General features: G+C 71.9%; 26 protein-coding genes. 12 read left to right on the top strand and 14 right to left on the bottom strand.

Annotated elements, in window-relative coordinates:
- The first annotated feature begins 12 nt into the window (after nucleotides 1-12).
- Nucleotides 13-897, top strand: a complete 885-nt coding sequence (locus ACZ56L_RS29440) for a MerR family transcriptional regulator (protein ID WP_471067397.1) — start codon at nucleotides 13-15, stop codon at nucleotides 895-897.
- Here ACZ56L_RS29440 and ACZ56L_RS29435 read toward each other — a convergent pair.
- Complete coding sequence (locus ACZ56L_RS29435) at nucleotides 894-1,265, bottom strand: SdpI family protein (RefSeq protein ID WP_345229035.1); 372 nt, start codon at nucleotides 1,263-1,265, stop codon at nucleotides 894-896. The genes ACZ56L_RS29440 and ACZ56L_RS29435 overlap by 4 nt on opposite strands.
- A gap of 49 nt (nucleotides 1,266-1,314) precedes the next feature.
- Nucleotides 1,315-1,815 (bottom strand): ATP-binding protein, encoded by a 501-nt coding sequence (locus ACZ56L_RS29430; RefSeq protein ID WP_345229036.1) that lies wholly within the window; start codon nucleotides 1,813-1,815, stop codon nucleotides 1,315-1,317.
- A 123-nt stretch (nucleotides 1,816-1,938) separates the two neighbouring features.
- On the opposite strand from ACZ56L_RS29430, the gene ACZ56L_RS29425 reads away from it, so the two are divergent.
- The 3 genes from ACZ56L_RS29425 to ACZ56L_RS29415 all read left to right on the top strand — a co-directional run bounded on the left by ACZ56L_RS29425 (nucleotide 1,939) and on the right by ACZ56L_RS29415 (nucleotide 4,311).
- Entirely contained in the window at nucleotides 1,939-2,808 is an 870-nt protein-coding gene (locus ACZ56L_RS29425) for a helix-turn-helix domain-containing protein (RefSeq protein WP_471067394.1), read from the top strand.
- Complete coding sequence (locus ACZ56L_RS29420; protein ID WP_471067392.1) at nucleotides 2,805-3,110, top strand: DUF397 domain-containing protein; 306 nt, start codon at nucleotides 2,805-2,807, stop codon at nucleotides 3,108-3,110. The genes ACZ56L_RS29425 and ACZ56L_RS29420 overlap by 4 nt, the downstream gene beginning before the upstream one ends.
- A gap of 175 nt (nucleotides 3,111-3,285) precedes the next feature.
- Nucleotides 3,286-4,311 (top strand): hypothetical protein, encoded by a 1,026-nt coding sequence (locus ACZ56L_RS29415; protein WP_471067390.1) that lies wholly within the window; start codon nucleotides 3,286-3,288, stop codon nucleotides 4,309-4,311.
- 1 nt (nucleotide 4,312) lies between these two features.
- On the opposite strand, the gene ACZ56L_RS29410 is transcribed toward ACZ56L_RS29415, so the two are convergent.
- On the bottom strand, nucleotides 4,313-4,894 hold the full coding sequence (locus ACZ56L_RS29410) for a dienelactone hydrolase family protein (RefSeq protein WP_468686350.1): 582 nt from the start codon (nucleotides 4,892-4,894) through the stop codon (nucleotides 4,313-4,315).
- Between the two features lie 141 nt (nucleotides 4,895-5,035).
- On the opposite strand from ACZ56L_RS29410, the gene ACZ56L_RS29405 reads away from it, so the two are divergent.
- From ACZ56L_RS29405 to ACZ56L_RS29385, 5 genes are all read left to right on the top strand, one after another.
- Entirely contained in the window at nucleotides 5,036-5,521 is a 486-nt protein-coding gene (locus ACZ56L_RS29405) for a hypothetical protein (RefSeq protein WP_471067388.1), read from the top strand.
- A 97-nt stretch (nucleotides 5,522-5,618) separates the two neighbouring features.
- On the top strand, nucleotides 5,619-6,560 hold the full coding sequence (locus ACZ56L_RS29400; RefSeq protein WP_471067386.1) for an ALF repeat-containing protein: 942 nt from the start codon (nucleotides 5,619-5,621) through the stop codon (nucleotides 6,558-6,560).
- Between the two features lie 237 nt (nucleotides 6,561-6,797).
- A complete protein-coding gene (locus ACZ56L_RS29395; RefSeq protein ID WP_471067384.1) occupies nucleotides 6,798-8,045 on the top strand; it encodes a cytochrome P450 in 1,248 nt (415 codons plus the stop codon).
- An 8-nt stretch (nucleotides 8,046-8,053) separates the two neighbouring features.
- Entirely contained in the window at nucleotides 8,054-8,248 is a 195-nt protein-coding gene (locus tag ACZ56L_RS29390) for a ferredoxin (protein ID WP_471067382.1), read from the top strand.
- 721 nt (nucleotides 8,249-8,969) lie between these two features.
- A complete protein-coding gene (locus ACZ56L_RS29385) occupies nucleotides 8,970-10,298 on the top strand; it encodes a 3-oxoacyl-ACP reductase (RefSeq protein ID WP_468686346.1) in 1,329 nt (442 codons plus the stop codon).
- Here ACZ56L_RS29385 and ACZ56L_RS29380 read toward each other — a convergent pair.
- The 7 genes from ACZ56L_RS29380 to ACZ56L_RS29350 all read right to left on the bottom strand — a co-directional run bounded on the left by ACZ56L_RS29380 (nucleotide 10,249) and on the right by ACZ56L_RS29350 (nucleotide 16,496).
- Nucleotides 10,249-10,917 carry a TetR/AcrR family transcriptional regulator gene (locus tag ACZ56L_RS29380; RefSeq protein ID WP_345229045.1) on the bottom strand — a complete coding sequence of 223 codons (669 nt, stop codon included), beginning with the start codon at nucleotides 10,915-10,917 and terminating at the stop codon, nucleotides 10,249-10,251. The two genes, ACZ56L_RS29385 and ACZ56L_RS29380, sit on opposite strands and share 50 nt — an antisense overlap.
- Before the next feature lie 206 nt (nucleotides 10,918-11,123).
- Nucleotides 11,124-12,398, bottom strand: a complete 1,275-nt coding sequence (locus ACZ56L_RS29375; protein WP_345229188.1) for a dicarboxylate/amino acid:cation symporter — start codon at nucleotides 12,396-12,398, stop codon at nucleotides 11,124-11,126.
- A gap of 448 nt (nucleotides 12,399-12,846) precedes the next feature.
- A complete protein-coding gene (locus tag ACZ56L_RS29370) occupies nucleotides 12,847-13,134 on the bottom strand; it encodes a DUF4229 domain-containing protein (RefSeq protein ID WP_345229046.1) in 288 nt (95 codons plus the stop codon).
- 113 nt (nucleotides 13,135-13,247) lie between these two features.
- Nucleotides 13,248-13,787: a GNAT family N-acetyltransferase gene (locus ACZ56L_RS29365; RefSeq protein ID WP_401756921.1), complete on the bottom strand. Its 540-nt coding sequence runs from the start codon at nucleotides 13,785-13,787 to the stop codon at nucleotides 13,248-13,250.
- A gap of 126 nt (nucleotides 13,788-13,913) precedes the next feature.
- Nucleotides 13,914-15,077 (bottom strand): aminofutalosine synthase MqnE, encoded by a 1,164-nt coding sequence (gene mqnE / locus ACZ56L_RS29360; protein ID WP_345229048.1) that lies wholly within the window; start codon nucleotides 15,075-15,077, stop codon nucleotides 13,914-13,916.
- 99 nt (nucleotides 15,078-15,176) lie between these two features.
- Nucleotides 15,177-15,632, bottom strand: coding sequence for an Lrp/AsnC family transcriptional regulator (locus tag ACZ56L_RS29355; RefSeq protein WP_345229049.1), 456 nt, complete (start codon nucleotides 15,630-15,632; stop codon nucleotides 15,177-15,179).
- A gap of 120 nt (nucleotides 15,633-15,752) precedes the next feature.
- Entirely contained in the window at nucleotides 15,753-16,496 is a 744-nt protein-coding gene (locus tag ACZ56L_RS29350; RefSeq protein ID WP_471067378.1) for a UbiX family flavin prenyltransferase, read from the bottom strand.
- 91 nt (nucleotides 16,497-16,587) lie between these two features.
- Between ACZ56L_RS29350 and ACZ56L_RS29345 the strand changes: the two genes are divergently transcribed.
- The gene (locus tag ACZ56L_RS29345) at nucleotides 16,588-17,184 is read left to right on the top strand and encodes a rhomboid family intramembrane serine protease (protein WP_468686343.1); all 597 of its coding nucleotides are present in this window, start codon (nucleotides 16,588-16,590) and stop codon (nucleotides 17,182-17,184) included.
- A gap of 12 nt (nucleotides 17,185-17,196) precedes the next feature.
- Here the strand turns inward: ACZ56L_RS29345 and ACZ56L_RS29340 are convergent, their stop codons facing one another.
- From ACZ56L_RS29340 to ACZ56L_RS29330, 3 genes are read right to left on the bottom strand one after another with little or no spacing between them, the layout of a single operon-like run.
- Complete coding sequence (locus ACZ56L_RS29340) at nucleotides 17,197-17,760, bottom strand: Uma2 family endonuclease (RefSeq protein ID WP_468686342.1); 564 nt, start codon at nucleotides 17,758-17,760, stop codon at nucleotides 17,197-17,199.
- A 44-nt stretch (nucleotides 17,761-17,804) separates the two neighbouring features.
- Entirely contained in the window at nucleotides 17,805-18,725 is a 921-nt protein-coding gene (gene mqnP, locus ACZ56L_RS29335) for a menaquinone biosynthesis prenyltransferase MqnP (protein ID WP_471067375.1), read from the bottom strand.
- Nucleotides 18,722-20,173 (bottom strand): menaquinone biosynthesis decarboxylase, encoded by a 1,452-nt coding sequence (locus ACZ56L_RS29330; RefSeq protein WP_345229053.1) that lies wholly within the window; start codon nucleotides 20,171-20,173, stop codon nucleotides 18,722-18,724. Before ACZ56L_RS29330 ends, mqnP begins: the two co-directional genes overlap by 4 nt.
- Nucleotides 20,174-20,261: 88 nt before the next feature.
- Between ACZ56L_RS29330 and ACZ56L_RS29325 the strand changes: the two genes are divergently transcribed.
- Both ACZ56L_RS29325 and ACZ56L_RS29320 read left to right on the top strand, forming a co-directional pair.
- Nucleotides 20,262-20,669 carry a PLD nuclease N-terminal domain-containing protein gene (locus ACZ56L_RS29325; protein ID WP_468686341.1) on the top strand — a complete coding sequence of 136 codons (408 nt, stop codon included), beginning with the start codon at nucleotides 20,262-20,264 and terminating at the stop codon, nucleotides 20,667-20,669.
- A gap of 55 nt (nucleotides 20,670-20,724) precedes the next feature.
- Nucleotides 20,725-21,324, top strand: coding sequence for a DUF4291 domain-containing protein (locus tag ACZ56L_RS29320; protein WP_471067373.1), 600 nt, complete (start codon nucleotides 20,725-20,727; stop codon nucleotides 21,322-21,324).
- On the opposite strand, the gene ACZ56L_RS29315 is transcribed toward ACZ56L_RS29320, so the two are convergent.
- Nucleotides 21,302-21,817 (bottom strand): SRPBCC domain-containing protein, encoded by a 516-nt coding sequence (locus ACZ56L_RS29315; RefSeq protein WP_401756931.1) that lies wholly within the window; start codon nucleotides 21,815-21,817, stop codon nucleotides 21,302-21,304. The genes ACZ56L_RS29320 and ACZ56L_RS29315 overlap by 23 nt on opposite strands.
- Nucleotides 21,818-21,852: the final 35 nt, after the last annotated feature.

Here is a 21,852-nt window from a genome sequence, read left to right as displayed (position 1 = left end):
AGAGGCTCGCCCGTGCACGCGTCCTTCGTTCCGCCCCGGCAGGTCAAGATCGGTGACGCGGCGGCCTTCGTCGGCGTCACCCCCCGGGCGATCCGGCACTACCACGCCGTCGGCCTGCTCCCCGAGCCCGAGCGCGGGGGTGACGGCCGTCGCCGCTACGGCTACGACGACCTGGTCCGGCTCCTGTGGATCCGGCGCATGGCCGACGCTGGCATCGCCCTGGAGGACATCCGTGACGCCGCCACCGGCGAGGCCCACGGCCGTGCGGGCGGTACGGACATCGCGCACGTCCTGGAACGGCTGGAGCAGTCCCTCGCCGCCCAGCAGGCCGAACTGCGCCACCGGCGCACCGCCGTCCGGCGCATGCGCGCCGAAGGCAGCCGGCTCGGCCTGCTCTCCGACTTCGTCACCCGCCGCCTCCAGGACCTGCCCGACGGCTCCCTGCGCCAGGCGGACCTGGACAGCCTGCTCGTCACCGAGCGCGTCTTCGGCCCGCTCGGCGCGGCCGTCCAGGCAGGCCGGTTCATCGCCCTCGCCACCCACCCGGACCTGCGCGAGCGGTCCGACCGTGTCGACGCGGCCGAGGAGGCGCTCGACGACACCGTCGCCGTCGACGACCCCCGCGTCGCCCAAGTGGCCGCCGAACGCCACGCCTTCGAGGAGGCCCTGCATGCCCGCATCGAGAACTCCGGCCTGGCCCGGGACGACGACGCGCTCTTCGACGCCTGGGAGGCCCTGCACCCCGCCCCCGCCCCGGGCCCCGGCGCGATGAGCGCCGCCGCCGCCCTCGGGAAGCTGCCCCACGGCCTCTCCCCCGCCCGCCTGCGCTGCATGGAGCTGGCCGCGGAACTCGACGCCCAGGAGCCCCGGAAATCCAAGGAGCCCCAGGAGCCCTAGCGGCCCCGGGCCGCCCTGTTCGCCCGGACCGACGCCGCGCCGAGCAGGCCCAGCACCGCCACCAGTCCGCCGACGGGGACGGCCAGGACCGCCGCGCTCCCGTCGCCGCCCGCCACCCCCGTCACCAGCACCGTCGCCACCCCCGCCGCGTACGCCGTGCGGAACGTCGCCGTCAGCAACGGGCCCGCCGCCGCGTGGCCCCGTTCCCAGCCCTCGTCCGAAGCCAGCGTGGCCCTCGTCCTGATCCCGATCATCGAGTTCCGCCCCAGGCCCCCGGCCCCTCCCCCCGCGTGCCGCCGCACGAACTGGACGCACGCGCCCAGCACCAGCAGCCCCACCCCGCACACCCATCCCGCGACCGGGTCCATTCCCTCTCCCGACGACCTCTGCCCGTGCCACCACCCTGTGGCGCCACCCTTACGACGATCCTTCCCCCTCCCCGCCCCGCACTTCACTGCCGCCTCCCGGCAGACCCGCACCCCTCCCCGCTGCCGCCCCCGGCCACTTCAGCTCCGCCCACACCGTCTTGCCGGGGTTGCGGTCCGTGACGCCCCAGTCGTCGGCCAGCTCCTCCACCAGGACCAGCCCGAGCCCGCCCTCGACCACCTGCGGCGGGTGCGGGCGCGGACGCCGCACGGGCCGCCGTTCACCCCGCGTGTCCGACACCTCGATGCGCAGTACGTCACCGAGCGCCATCCGCAGCGCGAAGTCCCGCCCCTGCACGTGCCCGTGCAGCACGGCGTTCGCGGCCAGCTCCGCCACGACCGCCACCACCGCGTCCGCGAACTCGCATCCGTACGGCACCCCCCACTCCTGGAGCTGCCGCTCCGCCAGCAGCCGTGCGAGCCGGGCCCCCCGCCGCGTGGAACTGATCCGCTGCCCGAACTCCACGTCCCGCGTACTCATTTCGCTGTTCATGTGACGCAGCGTGGTCGGTCGGCTCTACGCTGAACAGGTGCGGCGTGGCGACCGTGGGTAGTTGTACGGGTGCGTCACGCGTGTTGTACGGCCAGTCCACCGTGACCCCCCAAGGCGGCCCGCGTGCTCGTGAACCCGGACAAGAACCCCACCCCCGAGACCCCGTCCCAGGAGGACGGAACCGCCCATCTGTTCAGCGCCCTCGGCAAGCAGATCAAGGCCCTGCGCGAACACCGGGGCATGAAGCAGGTCGAGTTGGCCACCGCCGTGTGCTTCGGCCCGGACCTCGTCTCCGCGATCGAACGCGGCGCGCGCACCCCCCAGCCCGACTTCCTGCGGGCCGCCGATCCGGTGCTCGGTGCGCACGGGGCCCTCATCGCGGTGATCCCGGACGTGGAGGAGGCGCTCAAGCGCAGTCGTACCCGGCACCCCGACTGGTACCGGGATTACGCCAAGTTGGAGGCCGAGGCGCTGGAGATCCACGACTACAGCAACCAGACCATCCTGGGTCTGCTCCAGACCGAGGCTTACGCCCGCGCGGTCTTCTCGCAGCGCCGTCCGCTGCTGGACGAGGAGACCATCGAGAAGCGCGTGGCGGATCGCCTGTCTCGGCAGCAGGTCTTCCAGAAGTGGCCGGCTCCCGAGTTCAGCTTCATCATCGAAGAGGTGGTCCTCCATCGCCCCATCGGCGGATACGACGTTCAGCGGGAACAGCTTCGGCACCTGCTGAAGGTGGGGCAGGCGCGGAACGTCCAGCTCCAGGTGATGCAGACGGAGCGCACCGAACATTGCAACCTGGGTGGTGCATTCACGCTGCTGGTCGCGAAGAATGAGAAGCACGTGGGTTACACCGAATCGCAGGGGCACCCGCGCCTCATCTCCGATCCGCAAGAGGTCCGCGAACTCGAAGCACGTTATGCGATCATGCGCACGCAGGCTCTCAGGCCACCCGAGGCGATGGCCTATATCGAGAAGATGCTGGGAGATCGATGAACGCCGAACACCTGACCTGGTTCAAGTCGAGCTACAGCGACGGCGAGGGCGGCCAGTGCCTCGAAGTCGCTTACGAGTGGCGGAAGTCCAGCTACAGCGGCGGCGAGGGCGGCGACTGCCTGGAGGTCGCGTACGACTGGAAGAAGTCCAGTCACAGCGGCGGCGAAGGCGGCGAGTGCGTCGAGGTCGCCGCGCACCCCGCCACCATCCACGTCCGCGACTCCAAGCTCGCCGACGCCGGTCCGCAGCTCGGCCTCTCCCCCGCCGCCTGGAGCGACTTCCTCGCGTACGCGCGCGCCTGATCACCCACACGAGGGAAGATTCCCAAAGAGCAGCAGGAGATGGGGAGTTGATGCGCTAGCGTCAGCGCTCCATCACGCTCCGCATGCCGTACGGCACGTAGAGCGGCCCCCGCAGGTGTTAGCAGCACCAGACGCGAGGGCCTCACCCCCGAAGGCTGATCTAGGAGCCCCAGGAATGTTCCTGCATGCTATCTCGCCCTCGCGTTCCTTCACCAAGGTGCCGAACGCCCTCTTCCGCCGCACCGAACTGGACGCCGCCTCCCGTCTGCTCCTCGCGCACATCGGCGGGCTCCCGTCCGCCGAGCGGTACGCGCCGCTCAGCAAGCACGCCGAGGACCTCGGGCTGAAGCCGGGAACGTACAGGAGGGTGAAGAAGGAACTCCTCCAGCACGGTTACGTGCACGACTACCGGGCGCAGGGCGAGGACGGGCGCTGGTACACCGACCAGTGGGTCAGCAACGTACCGCTGACCAAGGAGGAGTTCACCGCGCTGCGCACCGGCGCGGCGACGGCGGCTCCGGGTGGGCCGGAACCGACGGCCGGTGCGCCGGGTGACCGATCCGTCGGCCGCTCCACCGGTACTGCTCAGACGAACAGCAAGACATCTCCCACCCGCCCACCCCAAGACACCCAGGAAGCCCCGGCGGCGGCGGAGGCTGCCGCGAACACCCCGCAGTCCGGCGGCAGCCCCGATCGCGCTCCGCACTTCGCCCGAGCGGAGCAGATCCTCTGGGGGCTCAAGACCGTTCGCAAGGACCTGTCGCTCACCTTCCGCGACGTGCGCTACCTGGCCGCGAACATCGCCGACCGGCTGCACCTCGGCGTCCCGGCCTGGGAGATCCACAGCGCGCTGACCCACGGCCTCCCCGCCGACCCCATCCGCAACGCGGCGGGCTTCGTCACCCACCGCCTCGCGACCCAGGTCCCGGACGCTGCTGCCCTCGCCGCCGCCGACGCGGCCAGGCGGCAGCAGGCGGCGGAAGCGGAGGCCGCACGGACCGCCGTCGCGTCCCGGCAGGGGCCCAGGGAGTGCGGAGGGCCGGGGCGGCCCGGACCGCACGCCTTCGTGCCCCTCGGGGACGAGACGCTGTGCGATCCCTGCCGCCGCGAGTACCCGATGCTGGCGGAGCTGGTGGAGGAGGAACGGGGCGGCGCCTGGGCCCCGTTGCGGGCCCGGGTCCACCCGGACCCCGCCTTCTGACTCAGCGCGGGTCCAGGCGTCCCAGGAACTCCACCACGCGCGCGGTGAGGAGTCCGGCGGCCTCCGGGTCGTACGACGGCAGGGAACTGTCCATGAAGAGGTGCTGGTCGCCGGGGTAGAGGCACAGCTCCGCGTCGTCGGCCTCCGCGACGAGCGCGCGGGCGGCGGCCAGGTCCTCGGCGACGAGCGGATCGGCGTCCTTCGCGTGCACCCGCACCGGCACGCCCGCAGGCCACGCCGTACCGAACTCCTCGGGCGGGACACAGGCGTCGACCAGGAGCGCGCCGCGCGCACCCGTCCGCGTCTGCGCGAGCTTCTGGGCGGGCAGCACGCCGAGCGAGAGCCCGGCGTACACGACGCCGTCCTGCGGCAGCCGCTCGGCCGCGCGGACGCCCCGCTCGACGACCTCCCCGAACCCGACCTTCTCGACGTACGCCATCCCGTCCCGGAGGGAACCGAAGACGCGCCCCTCGAAGAGGTCGGGCGTACGCACGGCGTGCCCGGCCGCGCGCAACGCGTCCGCGAACGCGAGGACTCCGGGCGTCAGCCCCTGCGCGTGGTGGAACAGTACGACCTCGACCATGCCCGGACTCCTCGCCTGCGGCCAGCAACGGAGCCGCCACCCTATAGCTTTCGAACACCTATACGGGTACAGAGGAGTGCAGGCGCGCACGGGGCGGGAGGGGGCGGCATGGGGTGGGGACGGAAGCTTGCGGTGGCGGTCGTGAGCGGGGCCCTGGTGACGGGCCTCGCCGGATGCGAGGAGGCACGGGAGCCGGTCCGGGAGAAGGCCGAGGTCCCCGTACGGGAGGAACGACGGCCGGTGGAGCGCCGCTTCCCCGCGTTCGGGGAGTTCGTCCGGGCGCGCTGGGTGGGCGTCACGCTCAGCGACCCCCGGCTTCCCGGGCCCACGGACGTCCGGATGGCCGGCGTGGTGGACCTCTCGTCGCGGGACGCCGAACGACTGCGCACGGGGTACGAGTGGCGGGAGGCCACCGCGCCTTCCGTCCCCGAGGCCGTCGCCCCGCTGCTGCCGGCCGGGGCCCGATGGCGGACCAGCGAGGGCTTCGAGGGGGCGGTGACCGGGGGCGGCCGGTACGCCGCGAGCTTCCACGTCGACTTCGAGAAGCGCGTCCTCGTCTTCGACGCCCTCGATCCGGTTCCGGTGGACCTGGTGACGCCGTCCAGCGAACCTTCCAACTCACCGTAAAGCGGACGGTGATCATCCTGATGTAAAGGTCTTGTGAGGGCCGGTCTACCCTGAGGCGACCATTCCTGCCTTTCTTGATCATCTCGGGGAACCACTCGTGAAGTACACGCGCATATCCGCGCTCGTCGCCTCCGCCGCCATCGCACCGGCCGTCCTGTTCGCCGCACCCGCCCAGGCCGCCGGCCTCGGGGCCGCGTTCGTCGCGGCGCCGCAGGCCGCCTCCCCGTCGGCGGAGGACGACCGCGTCGAGGTCGTCCGCATCTACGGGTCCAAGGACTCGGGTCCGGGCGTCAAGGAGGCCGCCCTCAAGGCCCTCGACGGCACCCCGGCCGACCTCCGGGAGTTCCTGGAGAAGGGCCGGTTCCAGGCTCGTGTCGTCGACAACCGGGTGCTGGCCACCCGGATCTACGGCAAGGGCGGGCCGGGCGTGAAGGAAGCCGCCCTGAAGGCGCTGAAGGGCACGCCCGAGGACGTGCAGGCGTTCCTCGACAAGGGCCAGCACGAAGCCCGCGCGACCGACAACCGGGTGCTGGTCGGCCAGGTCATGAGCACCGGCGGCCCCCGGGTGCGGGAAGCCGGGAAGAAGGCCCTCCAGGGCACGCCCGCCGACGTACAGGCGTTCCTCGACAAGGGCCAGCACGAGGCCCGCAAGCAGGACGAGGCCGACGCGGCCGGTTCGAAGGAGCCGGGCAAGGAGACGGGCAAGCCGTCCCCGAAGCCCTCCAAGGACGCCACCACGGGCGCCCCCGGCGACAAGGGCACCCCCGCGCCCGACGCCTCCAGGGGCACCGGCACGGCCGGCACCACCGGTACCCCGGGTACCTCGGGCACCGGCGGCGCCGGAGCGGGCGAGACCTCCGGCAAGCCGGCGGCCGAGGGTGACAAGAACACCCCGGCCCCCGCCACCGGCGGCTCCGACCTCGCCTCCACCGGCGCGGGCGACTCCCTGCCGTGGGCGGCCGGCGCCACCGCCGCCGCGCTGGCCGTGGGCGCGGGCCTGCTGGTGGCCTCGCGCCGCCGCCGCAACGCCCGGGGCTGAGCCAGGGGTCCGGTCGGACCGGCTCGCGGTCCTGGAGGGTGCGACCGCCCTCCAGGACGCGCGCCGGGGGCCGGGGCCGCGCACGGCCTCAGGGCGTCCTCGCGCTTGATGTGCGCGCCCGGGAGCCGGTCGGGACGCTTTTTGGCCGAACATCGCGTAGACCGGATAGATGCTTGGGGCATCTAGTGGAAGGTGATCGGTAGAGGTTCCTCCGCTTGCCCGTGAGTGAGGTTGTCCGTGACGCAGTCGCCCGCACCCGCATCGCCCGCACCCGCATCTCCCACGCCCGTATCGCCCACGACCACGCCGCCCGTCGTCTTTCCGCAGAGCCGCACCTGTCCGTACGACCCCCCGCCCGGCTACGACCCCGTGCGGGTCACCGGCCAACCCCTGAACCGGGTCGAACTCTTCGACGGCACCGAGGTGTGGATGGTGAGCGGCCTCGCCGAGGCCCGCGCGCTCCTCGCCGACCAGCGGCTCTCCTCCGACCGCGAACGGCCCGACTTCCCCGTCTTCGCCGAACGGCTCGTCGGCATCGAGCGCCGCCGCGTCGAACTGCTCGGCGTGGACGACCCCGAACACAACGCCCAGCGGCGCAAGTTGATCCCCGGCTTCACCCTGAAGCGCACGGCGGCGCTGCGCCCGGCCATCCAGGCCACGGTGGACCGCCTGCTGGACGACATGGTCGCGCAGGGCTCCCCCGCCGACCTGGTCGCCTCCTTCGCCCTGCCGGTCCCGTCCATCGTCATCTGCGCGCTGCTCGGGGTCCCGTACGCGGACCACGACTTCTTCGAAGGGGCTTCGCGGCGGCTGCTGCGCGGGCCCGGGAAGGAGGACGTGGAGGCGGCACGGGACGCGTTGGACGCGTACCTCAACGACTTGGTCGACCGCAAGCAGGCCGCCGAGCCGGGGCTCCCCGAGGGTCTGCTCGACGACATGACCGGCGTCTTCGACGACCGCGACGAACTGGTCAACCTGGCACTGATCCTGCTGCTCGCGGGGCACGAGACGACCGCGAACATGATCGCGCTCGGCACGTACACCCTGCTGGAGCACCCGGAGCAGCTCGCCCGCTTCAAGGCGGCGGACCCGGCCGGAGTGTCCCTGGCCTGCGAGGAGCTCCTCCGCTTCCTGTCCATCGCGGACGGGATGACCCGGCTGGCGATCGAGGACATCGACATCGCCGGGGAGACGATCCGGGCCGGGGAGGCGGTCGTCCTCGCCACCTCCCTGATCAACCGCGACCCGGCCGTCTACGCCGCCCCGGACACACTCGACCTGACCCGGCCCGACCGCCACCTGGCCTTCGGCTTCGGCATCCACCAGTGCCTGGGCCAGAACCTGGCCCGCGCGGAACTGGAGATCGCCCTGCCCGCCCTCTTCCGCCGCCTGCCGGGCCTGCGCCTGGGCGCCCCGGCGGACCGCATCCCGTGCAAACCGGGCGACCAGATCCAGGGGCTGGCGGAACTGCCGGTGGAGTGGTGAGGAGAGACGTGGACAGGCGTATCGCGATCGACACGGACGTGTGCATCGGGGCGGGCCAGTGCGTCCTCACCGCGCCGGAGACCTTCACCCAGGACGACGACGGCTTCTCGGAGGTACTGCCGGACGCCAACCCCCGGAGCCCCCGGGTGACCCTGGCGATCCAGGCGTGCCCGGTGGGGGCGATCTCGGTGCGGGAGGGATAGAGGGGGCGCTCCTCCAGGGGCGCGGGGAACTCCGCGCCCCACCCCAACGCTCCCGCACGGCTTCCACCCCGGGCGGTACGCCCCGTCCAGGGGCGCGGGGAACTGCGCGACCAGCCACGACGCTCCTGCACGGCTTCCACCCCGGGTGACGCCCCTTCAGGGGCGCGGGGAACTGCGCGCCCAGCCACGACGCTCCTGCACGGCTTCCACCCCGGGTGACACCCCGCCAGGGGCGCGGGGAACTGCGCGCCCAGCCACCCACTCACCTGCACGGGAACCCTGCGCCTGGCCGCGCGGCGAGCGCTTTAGGTGGAGGGGCGGGTCCGGGGCCTCTCTGCCCGAGCCGGGCGGGGCTGACGCGTCCGGTACGGGGCTGGGGTCTCGACCTTGGCGGGGTCGAGCGTCCGGCACAGGCGCTGACGCGAGGGGCGGCACCCGGGTGGGCCGGGAGCGGGAGGGGCCGCCCCCTTGCCCGCCCTCCCCCAAGCTCTCGGCTTCGCTCGAGCAGGGGGTACCCCCCTCGCCCCCTTGGGGCGGCCCCGTCGCCCAAGGGGGCGGGGGTGCAGGGCGGCTGCGAAAGCCCAAGGGAGCGGGGGCGGCGGGCGGCTGCGACGCCCGAGGGGACGGCGGCCCCGTTGGTCCGGGAAGGTGTCGCGTACGGGCCCCCGCAGCGGGCAAACGGGAGGCGAACGCCGCCGATCACCCCGCAGGGAGTAGGACCATGGCCGATCGCTATCTGCACTTCACGGGCACCGCACCCGGCCGCTTCCTCACCCGCAGACTCGGCCTCCCCCAACCGGCCCCCCTGCCCCGCTGGTCCCCCGAACGCCCCACCTTCGAGGGCGAGTTGCTGCACCTCACCGCGGGAACCTCTCCGCACACGGACGCCCTCGACGACCTCCTCCCCCGCACCGGCCTGCGCGTCGCACGCCCCGGCTCCGCCTCCGCCGCCGCGCCCCCCGCCGTGGTCCTGGACGCGACGGGCGTGGGCACCGTGGAGGACCTCGCCGGGGTCCACGCCGCCCTGCACCCGGTCGTACGGTCCATAGCCGCCGGCGGCCGCGTCCTCGTGCTCGGCGCGCACCTCTCCCCCGACGACCCCGAACAGGCCGCCGCCCAGCAGGCCCTGGAGGGCTTCACCCGCTCCCTCGCCAAGGAACTCGGGCAGGGCCGCACCGCCCAGCTCCTGCGGCTCGCCCCCGGCGGGCTCTCCGGTGCGGAGTCCACCCTGCGCTTCCTGCTGTCCCCGAGGTCGGCGTACGTGAGCGGGCAGGTCGTCCAACTCGCCGACGCCGGGGGCCCGCTGCCGTACGACATCGACTGGGACCGGCCGCTCGCCGGCCGGACGGCACTGGTGACCGGCGCCGCCAGGGGCATCGGCGCGGCCGTCGCGGCGACGCTGGCCAGGGACGGGGCGCACGTGGTGTGCCTGGACGTGCCCCAGGTGGCCGAGGACCTGGAGCGTACGGCGGTACGGGTCGGGGGCACGGCCCTGCCGCTGGACGTCACTGCACCGGACGCCGCCGAGCGCATGGTGGCGGCGGGCCCGCTGGACGTCCTGGTCCACAACGCGGGCATCACGCGCGACAGACGCCTCGCCGGCATGACGGCGGAGGCGTGGAGTTCGGTTCTCGACGTCAACCTCGGCGCGGTCATCCGCACCACCCAGTCGCTCGTGAAGTCGGGCGCGCTGGGCGAGGGCGCGCGGATCGTCGCCACCTCCTCGATCGCGGGGATCGCGGGCAACGCGGGGCAGACGAACTACGCGGCGAGCAAGGCGGGCGTCGCGGGCCTGGTGCGGGCCCTGGCGCCGGGCCTCGCCGCGTACGGCATCACGGTGAACGCGGTGGCCCCTGGCTTCATCGAGTCGCGGATGACGGCGGCCGTCCCGCTGATGATCCGCGAGGCGGGCCGCCGGTTGAACTCCCTGGGCCAGGGCGGCCTCCCGGAGGACGTGGCCGAGACGACGGCGTGGCTGGCGCATCCGGGGTCGGGCGCGGTCACGGGGCAGGTGGTCCGGGTGTGCGGGCAGAGCCTGCTGGGGGCCTGAACCCGGCCGAGGCCGACCACCGCTCCCCCTTCATCAGGTTCTCCAGCCCCGGCCAGGCGAAGTTCATCAGGGTGGCGGCGGCGTCCCGGGCGGTGACGCCGGGGGTGTCGTTCGCCCAGGCCGCGAGGGACTCGGCCGCGCCGACCAGGGCCTCGCCGAGCCCGGCGACCTCGCGGTCGGCGAGGTGGGGATCGCAGCGGGCCGCGCGGGCGGCGTCCCCGATGAGGTGGTTCACGAAGGCCGTGATCTCCGCGCGCATCGCGGCGACCTCGGCGGCGAACGGCTCGCCGTGGGTGCGGGCCTGGCTGTGCAGGACGGACCAGCCGTCGGGGTTCTCGGCGGTGTGGGTGAAGAAGGCGGTGAGCCCGTCCCACAACTGCCGGTCGGCGGGCAGACCGGGCTCGACCCCGGCCCGTACCGCCGCCACGAGCGCGCCCGCCTCCCGCCGGATGCAGGCGGTGAACAGCTCGTCCTTGGAGTGCAGGTACAGGTACACCAGCGGCTTCGACACCCCCGCCAGCTCGGCGATCCGGTCCATGGAGGCCGCCCGGTACCCGTGCCGCGCGAAGGTCCGCACGGCGGCGTCCAGCATCTGCCGCTCCCGCACGGCCCGGGGCATCCGCCGGGTCCTCGCGGGGGCGCTCCCCGCCTGCCGCCCGGCGCCCGGACCCGCCGCACCGTTCTCCTCGGACACCCCGTCCGCCCCCATCCGCTCGTCCCCTCCGCGCACCCGTCGTTGCCCCCCGGCAAGGGTACGCACGGAGCCCCCCGGCCCGGGGAGGGGCAGGGGGGCTCGGGTGCGTACGGGGAAGTACGGGAAAGCGGTCAGACCGTGACGGGCTGCTTGGCCGGGGCGGCGGCGTAGCTGTCGTCCAGCGGGGACGACGACGCCGAGTTGTACGCGTCGAGGTCGAGGATCTTCTCGCGGGCCGAGACCAGCACCGGGACCAGCGCCTGGCCCGCGACGTTGGTGGCCGTGCGGATCATGTCCAGGATCGGGTCGATGGCCAGCAGCAGGCCGACGCCCTCCAGGGGCAGCCCCAGCGTGGACAGGGTCAGGGTCAGCATGACCGTCGCACCGGTGAGACCGGCGGTGGCCGCCGAGCCGACGACCGACACGAACGCGATCAGCAGGTACTCCTTGACGCCGAGCTGCACGTCGAAGATCTGCGCGATGAAGATCGCGGCGAGCGCCGGGTAGATCGCGGCGCAGCCGTCCATCTTGGTGGTGGCGCCGAAGGGCACCGCGAAGGAGGCGTACTCCTTCGGAACGCCCAGGCGCTCGGTGACCCGCTGGGTGACCGGCATGGTGCCGACCGAGGAGCGGGAGACGAAGGCGAGCTGGATGGCCGGCCAGGCGCCCTTGAAGAACTGGATCGGGTTGACCTTGGCGACCGTCGCGAGGAGCAGCGGGTAGACGCCGAAGAGGACCAGGGCGCAACCGACGTAGATGTCGATGGTGAAGGTCGCGTACGGGCCGAGCAGGTCCCAGCCGTACTGCGAGACCGCCTTGCCGATGAGGCCGATGGTGCCGATCGGGGCGAGCAGGATGACCCACCACAGGGCCTTCTGGAGCAGCTCCAGGACCGAGGAGGACAGCGTCAGGATCGGCTGGGCCTTCTCGCCGAGGGCGAGGGCGGCGATGCCCGCGACGACCGCCATGAAGACGATCTGGAGGACTTCCAGCTCCTGGAACGGCGTGATGACGTCGGTCGGGATGATGCCGGTGAGGAAGTCGAGCCAGGAGCCCGAGCCCTCCGGCTTCTTGCCGTCCGCCGGGGTCAGGCCGGTGCCGGAGCCAGGGTTGGTGAAGAGGCCGAGCAGCAGGCCGATCGCGACCGCGATCAGCGAGGTGATCATGAACCAGAGCAGGGTGCGTCCGGCGAGCCGGGCGGCGTTGTTGACCTGGCGGAGGTTGGTGATCGAGACGAGGATCGCGAAGAAGACCAGCGGGGCGACGGCCAGCTTCAGCAGGCCGACGAAGGTCTTGCCGATGGTCTCCAGGGTGGTGGAGAGCCAGGCGATCTCGAACTGGCGGGCCAGGTAGCCGAAGACCACGCCCAGGACGAGACCGGCGACGATCTGCACCCAGAAGGGTATGCGGGAGAGCGGGTTCTTCTTCTTGGCCTGGACCTGTGGCTGGGCGGCGGGCTGCCGATCGGCCTGGGAGGCCTGCTGCGGCTCGTCGGGGGACGCGGACGCGGACACGGACACACTCCGGTGAAGGAAGCTGCGTAAAGGCAGGAGAGAGGGAAGAGAGGGGTCGCGCTGAAACTTCAGACGGAGCGGCGACAGGCGGCCGAGACGCGGCGGCAGAGATCGACATGCAGGCGCGCCACGAGCGGGACGCTCATGGGGTTCTGGGGCGCGGCGGATGTCGTCATGTCCGACACGTTAACACCGGTACTTTGAGAACATCAAAGGTCTTCTTTGGGCAGGAGCGGTGCGGAAGTGGCGCGGGTGCCGTGAAAAACGTGCAGCGCCCCGGGAGTTGAGCCAGTGGCTCACTCCCGGGGCGCCGTCGAGTGTGACGCAGCTTACCCGGCGCTCACGCCAGGTCCTCCTGGTTGCGGTTGGTCTCCAGGCGGGCCTTGGTCCGGTCGACCCTGGCCACGATGTGCTCCGACATCGCGTCCCGCTGCTTGCGCAGGAGCACGAAGCTCAGGGGCGCGGAGAGGACGATCGCGAGCAGCAGCACCCACAGCACGTTCGACATGCCGCCGAGGCCGGACGGCAGGACACGCAGGCTCACCAGGACCCAGACGACCGCGAAGCAGGCGGCGAAGACACCGAGGCGCAGGGCGGTGTAGCGGAGCGTGGCGTGCTTGGTGCTCACGGCGTGACCTTCTTCGTGGCGACGGAGACATACGGCTCCTCCAGTACAGCACAGGGGCCCGGCGGCGCTGCCGGGCCCCTGTGCTTCGCGGTACGGGCGGACCGCGCCCCCTGTCAGGCCCCCAGCTCCAGCAGCATGATCACGTCGTCCCGGTCGTCGCCCGGGGCCACCCGGATCGCGCCCGGCACCCGTCCGACCTCCTGGTATCCGCACGCCGTGTAGAAGGCGTCGGTGCCCGTGCCGCCCCGGCAGGTCAGGCGGATCGCCTCGACGCCGGGGAGCGTCCGGGCGGCGTCGGCGGCGGCGGCCATGAGGTCGCGGCCGCAGCCCTTGCCCTGGTGCCCGGGGTGGACCATCACGGTGTAGAGCCAGATCCAGTGGGTCATCAGGCGGTGGTCGTTCAGGGCCAGGAACGCCGCCGCGGCGACCGTGCCGTCCGCGTCGTACCCGACGAGCAGCCGGGTGCGGCCCCGCGCCATCGCGACGAGGTGGCGCACGAGCTCGGGCCGGATCTCCTCCGGGTCGGCGGGCGGCACGAAGCCGACCGACCCGCCCGCGTCGGTGACGTCGGCCCACAGGGCGAGGAGTCCGTCCCGGAGGGCCGCGTCGACGGGCGGGTCGAAGACGAAGCGGAGAGAGGTACGAGCTGTCATGCCCGGCACGCTAACGCCAGAAGCCGGGAGCCCCGGCCGTGGGGTCGGCCGGGACCCTCGTACGGAACGCGGGAGCCCCGGCCGTGGGGTCGGCCGGGGCTCCCGTGCGGAACGCGGAAGGGCAGGTCAGACGCGCATCGCCTGCGGGCTCTCGCGGCGCGCGGCGTCCGGGCCCTCGTACTCCTTGATGATCTCGTAGCGCGTGTTGCGCTCGACCGGGCGGAACCCGGCGTCGCGGATCAGCTCCAGCAGGTCGTCGCGGCCGAGCTTGTTCGGCGTGCCGTAGTCGTCCGCGTCGTGCGTGATCTTGTACTCGACCACCGAGCCGTCCATGTCGTCCGCGCCGTGCTGGAGCGCGAGCTGCGCGGTCTGGACGCCGTGCATCACCCAGAAGACCTTGACGTGCGGGACGTTGTCGAAGAGCAGCCGGGAGACCGCGAAGGTCTTCAGCGCCTCGGCGCCCGTCGCCATCGTCGTCCGCGCCTGGAGCTTGTTGCGGACCTTGCCGTCCTTCATGTCCACGAAGTCGTGCTGGTAGCGCAGCGGGATGAAGACCTGGAAGCCGTTCGTCTCGTCCTGCATCTCGCGCAGCCGCAGCACGTGGTCCACGCGGTGGCGGGGCTCCTCGATGTGGCCGTAGAGCATGGTGGCCGGGGTCTTGAGGCCCTTCTCGTGGGCGAGGCGGTGGATGCGCGACCAGTCCTCCCAGTGGGTGTTGTGGTCCACGATGTGCTGCCTCACCTCCCAGTCGAAGATCTCGGCGCCGCCGCCGGTCAGCGACTCCAGACCGGCCTCGATCAGCTCGTCCAGGATCTCGGAGGCGGAGAGCCCGGAGATCGTCTCGAAGTGGTGGATCTCGGTGGCGGTGAACGCCTTGAGGGAGACCTGCGGAAGGGCCTCCTTCAGGGCGGACAGCGAGCGCGGGTAGTAGCGCCACGGCAGGGTCGGGTGCAGGCCGTTGACGATGTGCAGCTCGGTGAGGTTCTCGTTCTCCATCGCCTTGGCGAGGCGGACGGCCTCCTCGATGCGCATCGTGTACGCGTCCTTCTCGCCCGGCTTGCGCTGGAAGGAGCAGTAGGCGCAGGAGGCGGTGCAGACGTTCGTCATGTTGAGGTGACGGTTGACGTTGAAGTGGACGACGTCGCCGTTCTTCCGCGTCCGCACCTCGTGGGCGAGGCCGCCCAGCCAGGCCAGGTCGTCCGACGCGTAGAGCGCGATGCCGTCCTCGCGGCTCAGCCGCTCCCCGGCCCGGACCTTCTGCTCCAGCTCGCGCTTGAGTCCCGCGTCCATACCCGGCCGCCTCCTATGTCTGTACGTGCCAACAAGCCTTGACCACGGTACTCCCCCGCCCTTCGGGCGGGAGATGCCCCCGATGCGGCGCCCGCGCGCCTAGCTCTCCTCGGGCAGTTCCCCGACCCGGTTCTCCCACTTGGTGGAGAGCACGATGGTGGTGCGGGTCCGGGAGACGCCCCGGGTCCCGCTCAGCCGGCGGATCGTGCGCTCCAGGCCGTCCACGTCCCCGGCACGGATCTTGAGCATGTACGAGTCGTCGCCCGCGATGAACCAGCAGTCCTCGATCTCCTCCAGGTCCTTCAGCCGGCGGGCCACGTCCTCGTGGTCGGCGGCGTCGGACAGCGAGATGCCGATCAGGGCGGTGACGCCGAGACCGAGCGACTTGGCGTCGACGGTGGCGCGGTAGCCGGTGATGACCCCCGCCGATTCGAGCCGGTTGATGCGGTCGGTGACGCTCGGGCCGGAGAGGCCGACGAGGCGTCCCAGCTCGGCGTACGAGGCCCTGCCGTTCTCCCGAAGGGCCTGGATGAGCTGCCTGTCCACGGCGTCCATATGCCTGAAGCCTTCCATTGTTCAGCGATACCGCGAGTTTACGAGTAGAACCTAAGGCACAGGGGCCGACTCCCCTGCGGATCTTCACCAACTGGCCGAGCGGGGGTGAGGCGGTCCCTGCTACGGGTTGCGGGCGGCGGGGCCGCCGGGCGCCGGGGCGCCGGACGCGGGGCCGCGGGGCGCCGGGTCGCGGGAGGCTCCGCCGAGCTCGCCCTCCCACCTGCGGTAGAGGCCGTGCGGCACACCGGCCGCGTCGAGCACCCGCCCCGCGACGAAGTCCACCAGGTCCTGGATGTGCGTCGCCCCGGCGTAGAACGCGGGAGAGGCGGGCAGCACCACGGCGCCCGCCTCGTCCAGCGCTACCAGGTGCTTGAGCGTCTGACCGTTCAGCGGGGTCTCCCGGACCGCCACCACCAGCCGCCGCCGCTCCTTGAGCGTGACGCTCGCGGCCCGCTGCAACAGGTCCTTCGACAGCCCCAGCGCGACCCCGGCGACACTCGCCGTGGAGGCCGGGACGATCAGCATCCCCTTGACGGCGTACGACCCGGACGACGGGCCCGCCGCGAGGTCCCCTGCGCTCCAGTGCCGCACGTCGGACAGGTCCAGGCCGGTGAAGGTGTCCGGCTTGCCGTCCGCGCCCCGGGCCAGCCAGGCCGCGAGGTCCTCGCGCCAGTGGCTGTCGCGATAGGAGATCCCCGTCTCGTCCAGGATGGTCAGCCGGGAGGCCCGGCTGACGACGAGGTCGACGGCCTCGCCCGCGGCGAGCAGACCACGCAGGACGGCGGCGGCGTACGGGGTTCCGGAGGCGCCGGAGACCCCTACCACCCAGGGGGTACGGGCGCGGTGCGCGGCGGGCTCAGTCATGGGCGGAGCTTATCGGGGGCCGGATCGGGGCCGGTTCCCGGGAACCGGGGAAGGCACGGGGACGTTCTAGGAACACCAGGGGGTGACGGACATGACGTATCTGCCGCAGGCACAGCCACGACCGCCGACCAGGGGTGCCCGGGTGAGGGCCGCCGCCGGACTGATGCTGCTCTGGGCCGCCCTGCTGTGGGTCCTCGAAGCGGTCGACTCCGCGACCGGCGCGCTCCACACCTTCGGCCTGTCCCCGCGCTCGCTCCCGGAGCTGCGGGACGTGATCCCGATGGCCTTCCTGCACCACGGCTTCGACCACCTCGCGTCGAACACCCTGCCGCTGCTGGTCCTGGGCTTCATCGCGGCGCTCGGCGGGATACGCAGGTTCGCCGCCGTGGTCCTGACGATCATGCTGGTCGGCGGCCTGGGCGTCTGGCTGACGGCCCCCGCGTACTCGGTCACGGCCGGGGCGTCGGGCGTGGTGTTCGGCCTCTTCGGCTACCTGGTGGTGCGGGGCTTCGTGGACCGCCGCCCGTGGGACGTGGTGACCGGCCTGGTCGTCGCCGTCGTGTACGGGTCGATCCTGTGGGGCGTCCTGCCGACGAACACGGCGGTGAGCTGGCAGGGCCACTTGTTCGGGCTGGTGGGAGGGGTGCTGGCGGCGTTCTGGTTCAGGCGGGGGCGGATACCCGCCTGAACCGCCGTGCGGTCAGGACGTGCCCGGATCGACCGGCAGCTTCGTCGTGTCGATGACGAGACGGCCCATGCTCGCCTCAACCACCAGTTGCTTGCCGTACGGGACGGTGTCGCGGCCCTGATAGCCGTCCGGGCCGGGGTGCCACAGCGTCACGCAGTGGCCCTTCCGAGGATCGAAGATCAAGTAGTTGGCGATGCCTCGCGCGGCGTACTCCCTGTTCTTGATCTCGTAGTCATTGCGCACGCTGCTGGGCGACACGACCTCGACAGCAAGCTCGATCAGGTCCGGGGAGCAGACGCTGGGATTCCGTGCCTCCTCAGCGGCGGGGATGACCGCCAGGTCGGGGCAGAACTCGAAATCGTCGCTGAACGGGAAGCTCACGTCGCTGACACATTCCCAATCCGGTTCGAGCTGCGGCTCCAGCAGGTTCCATACAAACCGGATCGTCTTGGCGTGGAACGCGCGCACCGGACTCATCACAATGTTGCCCTCGACAATCTCTGTCCGGTAACCGGGGAACTGGTCCTCGAACCGGCTGAGCTGCGAGTGCAGGCGGTCGATCTCCGAGATGGTCACGTCGGCTCTCCCTTCCCTGCTCTCGATGGTAGGCGGCAACGTACCTACACGGTCAGACCACGAACCAGGAGATCCAGCAGGGCGCACACGAACAGGGCAATGCCGATGAACCCGTTGACGGTGAAGAAGGCCCGGTTCAGGCGCGAGAGGTCGTGCGGGCGGACGATCGTGTGCTCGTACACGAAGGCCGCCGCCACGATCACCATGCCGATCCAGAAGAAGACACCGGCGTCGGTGCGCAGCCCGTACCAGACCAACAGCGCGGTGGTGACCACGTGGCAGGCGCGCGCCCCGTGCAGGGCCACCGGGATGCCGAAGCGCGCCGGGACCGACTTCACGCCGTGGGCGCGGTCCGCCTGGACGTCCTGCGAGCCGAAGATCAGGTCGAAGCCGCCGATCCAGACGCCGACCGCGAGGCCGAGCACGACCGCGTCCCAGGACCACTCCCCGGTGACCGCGATCCACGCGCCGACCGGGCCCATCGCCTGGGCCAGGCCCAGGATCGCGTGCGGGAAGTTCGTGAAGCGCTTGCCGTACGGATAGACGACCATCGGGACGACCGCGACGGGGGCCAGCGCCAGGCACAAAGGATTCAGCAGCGCCGCGGCGCCCAGGAAGAAGAGCAGCGCGATGCCCGCCCCCGTCCACGCGGACTTGACGCTGACGGCGCCCGTGACGATCTCGCGGTGCGCGGTGCGCGGGTTACGGGCGTCGATCTCGCGGTCGATGATGCGGTTGGCCGCCATGGCGAAGGTCCGCAGGCCGACCATCGCGACGGTCACCAGGAGCAGCCGGCCCCAGTGGATGTTCCCGTCGAGCCGGTACATGGCCGTCAGCGCGGCGATGTACGCGAAGGGCAGCGCGAAGACCGAGTGCTCGATGAGCACCAGGTTCAGGAACGCGCGGACCTTCCCGGGCGGGGGCCCCGGCTGCGGCTGCGGGATTGCTGCTGCGGCGCTGCTCACAGGCCGTATTCCTTCCAGCGGCGGTCGACCTTGGAGGCCGTCGCCGGGTCCGACTCGACCATGTTCGGCCAGCCACCGTCTCGGGTGTATCCCTCTTCGGGGAGCTTCTTCGTGGCGTCGACGCCCGCCTTGCCGCCCCAGTACTGCTGGTAGGAGGCGTGGTCGAGGTGGTCGACCGGGCCCTCCACGACGACCAGGTCGCGGGAGTAGTCGACGTTCCCGAAGGCCCGCCAGGACACCTCGTGGTAGTTGCGTACGTCGCAGTCGCTGTCCACGACCACGATCAGCTTCTCCAGGGACAGCATGTGCGCGCCCCAGATCGCCGACATCACCTTCTGCGCGTGCTTCGGGTACTTCTTGTCGATCGACACGATGATGCAGTTGTGGAAGCCGCCCGACTCGGGGAGGTGGTAGTCCACGATGTCCGGCACGATGATCTTCAGCAGCGGCAGGAAGAAGCTCTCGGTGGCCCGGCCCAGCGGCCCGTCCTCGGTCGGCGGCCGTCCCACCACGATCGACTGCAACAGGGGCCGCTTGCGCATCGTGATCGTGTCGATCGTCAGCGCGGGGAAGTCCTCCTGCGGCGTGTAGAACCCGGTGTGGTCGCCGAACGGCCCCTCGGGCAGCATCCGCCCCGGCTCCAGCCAGCCCTCCAGGACGACCTCGGCGTGCGCCGGCACCTGGAGCGGCACGGTCTTGCAGTCGACCATCTCCACCCGCTTCCCCTGGAGGAACCCGGCGAAGAGGTACTCGTCGATGTCCCCCGGCAGCGGCGCGGTGGAGGCGTACGTCACGGCGGGCGGCGCGCCGAAGGCGATCGCGACCGGCAGCTTCTCGCCCCGCTTGGCGGCCACCTGGTAGTGGTTGCGGCTGTCCTTGTGGATCTGCCAGTGCATACCGATGGTGCGCTTGTCGTGGCGCTGGAGGCGGTAGAGCCCGAGGTTGCGGATCCCGGTCTCCGGGTGCTTGGTGTGCGTCAGCCCGAGGTTGAAGAACGACCCGCCGTCCTCCGGCCAGGTGAACAGCGCCGGGAGCTTGTCGAGGTCGACCTCCTCCCCCCGCAGCACGACCTCCTGGACCGGGGCCTCCTTCACCTTCTTCGGCGGCACGTGGGCCATCGACCCCAGCTTGCCGAAGGCCTCCCGGACCCCCACGAAGCCCTGCGGCAGCTCGGGCTTCAGCAGCCCGCCGATCTGCTCGCTGATCTCGCCGTACGACTTCAGGCCGAGGGCCTTGAGCAGGCGCCGGTCGGTCCCGAAGACGTTCATGGCCAGCGGCATCGCCGAGCCCTTGACGTTCTCGAAGAGGAGGGCCGGGCCCCCGGCCTTGTTCACCCGGTCGACGATCTCCCCGACTTCCAGGTGGGGGTCGACTTCGGCGGTGATGCGCTTGAGGTCGCCCTCGCGGTCCAGGGCACGGAGGAACGAGCGAAGATCGTCGTAAGCCATGCCGTCCAGTATCGGACACCGACTACCCTGGGCCCCTCACCGGGGCCGCCCGTACGGCCCGTCTGACGTTCCCAGGGGGAAGCACTCCATGCTCAGGGCACTGATGTTCATCCTGCCGCTGGCGCTGACGATCTACGCGTTCATCGACTGCCTGAACACCCCCGAGGACGAGGCCAAGCACCTGCCGAAGGTCGCCTGGGTCTTCATCATCCTGCTCTTCTGGATCGTCGGCCCGATCGTCTGGCTCGCCGCGGGCAAGGACCGCCGCCCGCCGCGGGGCGGGCGCACCCCCTCCGAGTGGCACCGGGGCCACCGCTCGACCTGGGTGGCGCCGGACGACAACCCCGAGTTCCTGAAGTCCATCAAGGACGAGACCAAGAAGGACGAGTCCCTCCTCAAGGACTGGGAGGCCGACCTGCGCCGCCGCGAGGAGGAACTGAAGCGCCGCGACGGCAACGAGGACGGCCCCAAGGGCCCGGAGGACCCGGCGAAGTAGCCCGCGCCGCATATTCGCTGGCCGCCGTGCCCGCCGGTGCGTCACTGTGACGCGCATGGCATCCCTCGAAGCGCCCCAGCGGCAGATACGCGCCCTGCACACCGACGAGACCGTCACCGTGTACCAGGCCTACCGGCCCGAGATCGGGCTGGCGGCGGCGCGGGACGGCCGGTTTCCGGGAAGTTGGAAGCGGGACCGGATGACGTGGATCAAGCCGTCGTTCCTGTGGATGATGTACCGCTGCGGCTGGGCCCGGAAGGAGGGCCAGGAGGTCGTTCTCGCCGTGGAGATCCGGCGCGAGGGCTTCGACTGGGCGCTGCGCAACGCCGTGCTGTCGCACTACGCGCCCGGGGTGCACCCCGACCGGGCGGCCTGGCAACGGGAGCTGAAGCACTCGTCGGTACGGGTGCAGTGGGACCCGGAGCGGGACGTGCGGCTGCGTCCGCTGCCCTACCGCTCGCTCCAGCTCGGCCTCGCCGGGGAGGCGGCGCGGCGGTACGCGGACGAGTGGATCGTCGGCATCCGGGACGTGACCCCGCTGGCCAGGGCCATGGCCGGCAGCGCGGAGAGCGCGGCGTCGCTGATGCCGGCCGAGTCGCCGTATCCGGTGCCGGACGGCGTGCGGGTGGGGGTCAGCGGGACGTGTACGCCCTGAGCAGTTCCTCGTAGCGGGACGGGGACCAGGTGGACCAGTCGTGGGGGGCGCCCGCCAGGGACCGGGCCAGGAGTTCCAGGTGGAGGTGCCAGCCGACGAGGCGGCCGGCGCGTTCGGCGGCGGTGAGGTCGGGGACCTCGTTGGTGAGGCGCAGCACGGTCCCGGCGGGCCCGTTGGGCTCCAGGTGGAAGCGGAGGCGACCGTGGACGGCGAGGGTGTACTCGGCGACCCGGCCGGGGTCCCAGGCGGTGATCCGGCCCTCGTCGACCGTTGGCGGGTCGCCGTCCCGGCCGGTGTCCTGCCAGGTGAAGGCGGTGGCCGCGCCGGGTCTCGGGTCCCAGGGGTCGGGGACGGCCAGCCACTGGCCCAGCCCGGCCGGGGTGGCCACCGCGGCCCAGACGTGGTCCAGGGGATGGGGCAGCGGCAGCTCGTGGCGGAGGTACCAGACGTTTCCGGGGCGCGGTTCGGCCGTGCCGTACGGGACTTCGGTCATGGCAGACAGCGTGGCCCGGCCGCGTGCGGGACGCG

The organism is Streptomyces sp. NPDC039736, assembly GCF_055596485.1.
Note: the sequence above shows the minus strand (reverse complement) of the source record. Positions and strands in the feature narration are given on the sequence as shown.